Genomic DNA, 5,740 nt, shown 5'->3' on the forward strand with positions numbered 1-5,740 from the left:
CTGTCGAAGGCGGGGTGGGTCCGGTTGAGGGGGCGTGAGCCGCATGGATGCGGCGACCGAGCCTACATGGACGTATTTACGGCGCCCCCCTCAACCGGACCCGCCCCGCCATCCCACGGATAGCCCGCTGTTGCTGTTGCTTCGGCTTCGGCAGGTGCAGGGCGCAGCCCTGCCGAAGACTACTCCGCTTCGCGCTGGACCTGGCGCCAGAGTTCGGCCGCGAGCGCGCGCACCGCATCATCCGCATCCGGGCGATGCAGCAGCCCGATCTCGTAGTTGTCCACCACCGGCAGGCCACGCTCGCCATCGATGACCCGGTGTTCGCGGCCCACCGCGCGCCGCGGCAGCAGGCTGATGCCGATGCCATCGGCCACTGCGCCCTGGATGCCACTCAGCGAGGAACTGGTGAACGCGATGCGCCAGCGCAGGCCCAGGGCCTCCACCGCCTGGATCATCTCGTCGCGGTACAGGCCGCGTGGCGGGAAAGTCACCAGAGGCAATGGATCCTGCAGCAGGCTGCTGCTGCGCAGGCTGTCGATCCAGTGCATCGGCTCGCGCCGGCAATGCACCGCCTGGCGGGTGTTGCGGCGCTGCTTGACCAGCACCAGGTCCAACTCGCCGTGGTCGAAGCCATGCGCCAGATCGCGGCTCAGGCCGCTGCTGATCTCCAGCTTTACCTGCGGGTGGCGGCGGCTGAAGGCGGCCAGCATGCGCGTGGTCTGCGCGTTGACGAAATCCTCCGGCACGCCGATGCGCACCGCGGTTTCCACCGTGGCGCCAGCCAGGGCCTGGGCCATTTCCTCGTTAAGGTCGAGCATGCGCCGTGCGTAGCCCAGCAGGGTGTGCCCCGCATCGGTGGGGTGCACGTCGCGGTGGCCGCGCTCGAGCAGGCGGTGCCCGGCCAGCTCCTCCAGCCGCCGGACCTTCTGGCTGACCGTGGACTGGGTGGAATGCAGGCGGGTGGCGGCGGTGGTGAAACTGCCACAGTCGGCCACCATCACCAGCGCACGCAGCAGGTCCAGTTCGAACAGCGTTCTATTCGATTTGGCACTGTCTTGCATTTGAACATTTCACTTCTGGATGCACGTGGCGACTTCTACCATGCAGGGCAGGGGGCGGCAAGCACGGCGCCCCGTTGCACCGGAGAACCGCAGATGCGAATCCATCGTTGCCGTCGCTGGCCCCGTCCGCTGGGCCGCCTGTTGCTGCTGTGCCTGCTGGCGGTGGTGGTGCCGGCCTGTTCTGCGACCGCCGGTCCGGCCGATGTGCGACTGCGTGATGCCGCCACGCGCGGTGATGCCGATGCCGTGCGTGCGGCGCTGGAAGACGGTGCCGACCTGGAGTCGCGCGATGGGCAGGGCCGCACCGCACTGCTGCTGGCGACCCACGGCAACAACCTCGATGCGGCGCGCGATCTGATCGAAGCCGGTGCCGACGTCAACGCCAAGGATGCGCTGCAGGACAGTGCCTATCTGTATGCCGGCGCGCGCGGCCTGGATGACATCCTCGCGCTGACCCTCGCCCACGGTGCGGATCTGCGCAGCACCAACCGCTACGGCGGCACTGCCTTGATTCCCGCCGCCGAGCGCGGCCATGTCGCTACCGTCCGCACGCTGCTGCGTGCAGGCGTGGCGGTGGACCATGTCAACCGCCTGCACTGGACCGCGCTGCTGGAAGCGATCCTGCTGGGCGACGGTGGTCCGCGCCATGTGCAGATCGTGCAGTTGCTGCTCGACGCCGGCGCAAATCCCGAACTGGCCGATGGCGATGGCGTGACGCCGCTGGCGCATGCACGCCAGCGTGGCTACACGCAGATGGAAACCCTGCTGCGCCGTGCCGGCGCCAGCCGCTGAACCCCGCACCCCTTCCACCCCGTGCGCCACGCGCGCCCACCAGGATGCTGTCCATGTTCCGTTCCCGTCCGTTGTCCCTCGCGATCCTTCTTGCCGTCGCGCCGCTGTCGGCGTCCGCCGCCGAGCGCGCCGACCTGCTGATCCGCAACGCCACCGTGGTTGATGTCGAGCACGCACGCAGTGTGCCGGGGCAGAGCGTGGTGATCCGTGGCGATGACATCGTCGCGGTGGGCCCCGATGCGCAGCTGCGCAGCCAGTGGACCGCCAGCCGCCAGGTCGACGCCAAGGGCAAGTACCTCATCCCCGGCCTGTGGGACATGCACGTGCACTTCGGCGGCGGCCCGGCCTTGATCGAAGAGAACAAGGCGCTGCTGCCGCTGTACATCGCCCATGGCATCACCACCGTGCGTGACTGCTCCGGCGACCTGCCCGAGCAGGTACTGCAGTGGCGCGGCGAGATCGCCAACGGCACGCTGTTCGGGCCGCGGCTGCTCAGCTCGGGCGCGAAGATCGAAGGCATCAAGCCGGTCTGGAAGGGCACGATCGAGGTGGGCAGCGAGGCGGACGCCGACAAGGCGATCGCCCGCCTGCAGCACGACAAGGTCGATTTCGTGAAGATCACCGACAGCACGCTGAAGCCGGAGCTGTTCCTGTACTCGGCCAGCGCCGCGCGCAAGGCCGGCTTCAAGGCCTCGGGCCATATCCCGATGGCGCTGACCGTCGAACAGGCCGTCGACGCCGGCCTCGCCTCGATCGAACATCTCGATTACGCGTTCAAGGCCGGCAGCAAGGATGAAGCGCAGATCGCCGCTGATTTCGGTGCGGGCCGCATCGATCGCGCCGAGGCCAACCGCCGCCTGGATGCCAGCTTCGACCACGATACGGCGATGCACGCCTACCGCGACTTCGCCAAGCGCGGCGTGTTCGTCACCCCGACCCTCAATGGTGGCCGCATCCTCGATTTCCTCGACCAGGATGACCACGCCAACGATCCATACCTGGCCTACATCGGCCCGGGCCTGCGCGCGACCTACCAGTGGCGCGTGGACCGCGCGGCCAAGGCCAGCCCGGCGCAGATCGAGGCGCGCCATGCGCAGTACCACCAGGTGGCATCGGTGCTGCCGCTGCTGCAGGAAGCGGGCGTGACGATCATTGCCGGTACCGATGCCGGCTTCCTCAACTCGTACAACTTCCCGGGCATTGCCCTGCACCAGGAACTGCAGCTGTTCGTGAAGGAAGGCCTGAGCGCGCCGCAGGCACTCTCGGCCGCCACCCGTTCCGGCCCGGCCTGGTTCGGGCAGATGGATCGCTATGGTGGCGTGGCCACCGGCAAGGCGGCCGATCTGGTGCTGCTGACCGCCAACCCGCTGCAGGACATCGCCGCGACGGAGAAGATCGACAGCGTGATCCTGCGCGGTACCGTGTATGACCGTGCGGCGCTGGACAAGATGCTGGCCGATACCAAGGCCAAGGTGGCAGCGTGGAATGCCGAGGCTGCTAAGCAGGAATGACCCTTCCGGGGTTCACCGCGCTGCCGGCCGCATGCCGTGCAGCTGCGGCAGCGCTTCCTTCATCGCGTCGATGAAGGCGCGCAGCCGCAGGGGCTGCTGGCGCGCGGCCGGAAAGACCAGATGCACCGGCAGCGGTGGAGCCTGCCAGTGCGGCAGCAGCTGCACCAGGCGGCCTTCGGCCAGATCCTCAGCCACCAGCCATGCCGAAACCACCGCCGCGCCCAGGCCGGCCACGGCGGCACGCTGCACCACGAACAGGTTGTCAGTGAGCAGGCGAGGCGCGATCGACAGCGTGTGCGCGCGCCCCTGCGCGTCGTGCAGCAGCAGGCGTTCGCGGTAGTAGGTCGCCAGTGCGATCCATGGCAGGGCCTGCGCCTGTTCGGGGGTGCGGATGTGCGACGGATCGGCCAGGGTGGGCGCGGCCACCACGATGCGCGGCACCTCGGCCAGTGGCAGGGCCACCATGCGCGGCTCGTCCACCGGGCCGACGCGCACGGCGCAGTCGATGCCGTCGGCGACGAAGTCCGGGCGATGGTCTTCGAGTATCCATTCCAGGCTCAGCTGAGGATGCCGGGCGAGGAGGTCCAGCATGGTCGGCAGCAGCTGCGCCTGCCCGAACGCGTGCGGCACCATCACCCGCAGGCGTCCACGCAGGACCTGCGCTTCGCCATGCAGCTCGGCCTGCAGCGCTTCCCATTCGTCGATGACCCGCTGCGCGTGGCGCTGGCAACGCTGGCCGTCCTCGGTCAGCTGCAGGCCGTGGGTGGAGCGCTGCAGCAGGCGCAGGCCCAGTTGCCGTTCCAGTGCCTGCAGGCGCCGGCTCACCGTGGGCTGGGTGGTGCCCAGCTGGGTGGCAGCGGCCGAGAGGCTGCCGGCATCGACAATGCGCAGGAAGGTTCTCAGCAGGTCCAGGCGGTCGGCGCCGGCGGGCAGGTCGTTCATGCGTGTGGCGTATGAAGGATATGTGGATGAGCCTACTACAGACGTGGCGCGAATATCGGCAGGCTATGCACCATTCCTCCCCGGGAGTTCCCGAATGTCCACCTCCTCTGTTTCCGTGACCGCCACGCCGACGGCCGCTCCTTCGGCCCCGTTGGTACTGGCGATGGCCGCCGGTGCTGGTTTCTCGGTTGCATCGCTGTACTACAGCCAGCCGATGCTGGGCCTGATCGCCCAGGACCTGGGTGCCAGCGAGCGCGGCGTCGGCCTGGTGCCGACCCTGACCCAGCTTGGCTATGCGCTGGGCATCCTGCTGCTGGCCCCGCTGGGTGACCGCTTCGATCGTCGCCACCTGATCCTGCTGAAGTCGGTGCTGCTGTCCGTGGCGCTGGCCGCCGCCGCGTGGGCCGGGCAACTGCCGGGGCTGCTGGTGGCCAGCCTGCTGGTGGGCCTGATGGCCACGCTGGCCCAGGACATCGTGCCGGCGGCTGCGGTGCTGGCCCCGGACGCGCATCGCGGGCAGATCGTCGGCCGGGTGATGACCGGCCTGCTGCTGGGCATCCTGCTGTCGCGCGTGGTCAGTGGCGTGGTGGCCGAAGCCTGGGGCTGGCGCACGCAGTTCGTGCTGGCTGCGGTGTCGGTGGCAGCGATGGGCGCGGTGATGGCCAAGGCGCTGCCGCGCTTCGCGCCGACCAGCACGCTGCGCTATCCCGCGCTGCTGGGGTCGCTGCTGCAGTTGTGGCGCGAGCAGCCGCAACTGCGGCGCGCGGTGGCCAGCCAGTCGCTGCTGGCGGTGGGTTTCAGTGCGTTCTGGTCGACCCTGGCGCTGATGCTGCACGCCACGCTGGGGCTGGGCAGCGCCGCGGCCGGTGCGTTCGGTATTGCCGGTGCGGCGGGTGCATTGGCGGCACCGTTCGCCGGTCGTTACGCCGATCGGCTGGGCAGCCATGCGGTGGCGCGCCTGGCGATTGCCGTGGCGCTGGTGGGTTTTGGCCTGCTGCTGGCCGACAGCTGGCTGCCGGCTCCGGCGCTGCTGCCGCTGCTGGTGGTGAGCGCGCTGCTGTTCGACTTCGGTTTCCAGTCGGCGCTGGTGGCGCACCAGACCCTGGTCTACGGCCTGGTGCCGCCGGCGCGCAGCCGCCTCAACGCGCTGTTGTTCACGGGCATGTTCATCGGCATGGCCGCGGGTGGCGCGCTGGGCAGCCTTGCGCTGGCGCAGTGGGGTTGGCACGGCGTGGCGTGGCTGGCGGTGGTGTGTGCGGGCAGCAGCCTGCTGGTGCGGTTGAGGTAGGTTTGTTTTTTCTGCAGGGCTTGCAGCCCTGCACCTGCAAGAGCCAGAGCAACGGCAAAAGCTGGGTTCCCGTGGGTTGGCGGGGTGGGTCCGGTTGAGGGGGACGCCGTAAACCCATCCATGGGGGCTTGGTCGCGCCATCCATG

At 69.2% G+C, this 5,740-nt stretch carries 5 protein-coding genes; 3 read left to right on the forward strand and 2 right to left on the reverse strand.

Annotated elements, in window-relative coordinates:
- Positions 1–179: 179 nt before the first annotated feature.
- On the reverse strand, positions 180–1,061 hold the full coding sequence (locus AC3WL7_RS21315) for a LysR substrate-binding domain-containing protein (RefSeq protein ID WP_079222182.1): 882 nt from the start codon (positions 1,059–1,061) through the stop codon (positions 180–182).
- A 93-nt stretch (positions 1,062–1,154) separates the two neighbouring features.
- Between AC3WL7_RS21315 and AC3WL7_RS21320 the strand changes: the two genes are divergently transcribed.
- Together AC3WL7_RS21320 and AC3WL7_RS21325 are read left to right on the forward strand one after the other, a co-directional pair.
- A complete protein-coding gene (locus AC3WL7_RS21320) occupies positions 1,155–1,853 on the forward strand; it encodes an ankyrin repeat domain-containing protein (RefSeq protein WP_492753031.1) in 699 nt (232 codons plus the stop codon).
- A gap of 53 nt (positions 1,854–1,906) precedes the next feature.
- Positions 1,907–3,364, forward strand: coding sequence for an amidohydrolase family protein (locus AC3WL7_RS21325; protein WP_492753032.1), 1,458 nt, complete (start codon positions 1,907–1,909; stop codon positions 3,362–3,364).
- A gap of 12 nt (positions 3,365–3,376) precedes the next feature.
- Here the strand turns inward: AC3WL7_RS21325 and AC3WL7_RS21330 are convergent, their stop codons facing one another.
- Positions 3,377–4,306, reverse strand: coding sequence for a LysR family transcriptional regulator (locus AC3WL7_RS21330; RefSeq protein ID WP_492753034.1), 930 nt, complete (start codon positions 4,304–4,306; stop codon positions 3,377–3,379).
- A gap of 94 nt (positions 4,307–4,400) precedes the next feature.
- Between AC3WL7_RS21330 and AC3WL7_RS21335 the strand changes: the two genes are divergently transcribed.
- Positions 4,401–5,594, forward strand: coding sequence for an MFS transporter (locus AC3WL7_RS21335; protein ID WP_492753036.1), 1,194 nt, complete (start codon positions 4,401–4,403; stop codon positions 5,592–5,594).
- The last annotated feature ends 146 nt before the right edge of the window (positions 5,595–5,740 follow it).

The organism is Stenotrophomonas sp. FW305-3-2-15-E-LB1 (assembly GCF_058787375.1).

Coding starts and splice junctions, on each gene's coding strand:
- AC3WL7_RS21335 (WP_492753036.1), top strand. CDS start 4,401: ATGTCCACCTCCTCTGTTTCCGTGACCGCCACGCCGACGGCCGCTCCT.
- AC3WL7_RS21315 (WP_079222182.1), bottom strand. CDS start 1,061: ATGCAAGACAGTGCCAAATCGAATAGAACGCTGTTCGAACTGGACCTG.
- AC3WL7_RS21330 (WP_492753034.1), bottom strand. CDS start 4,306: ATGAACGACCTGCCCGCCGGCGCCGACCGCCTGGACCTGCTGAGAACC.
- AC3WL7_RS21320 (WP_492753031.1), top strand. CDS start 1,155: ATGCGAATCCATCGTTGCCGTCGCTGGCCCCGTCCGCTGGGCCGCCTG.
- AC3WL7_RS21325 (WP_492753032.1), top strand. CDS start 1,907: ATGTTCCGTTCCCGTCCGTTGTCCCTCGCGATCCTTCTTGCCGTCGCG.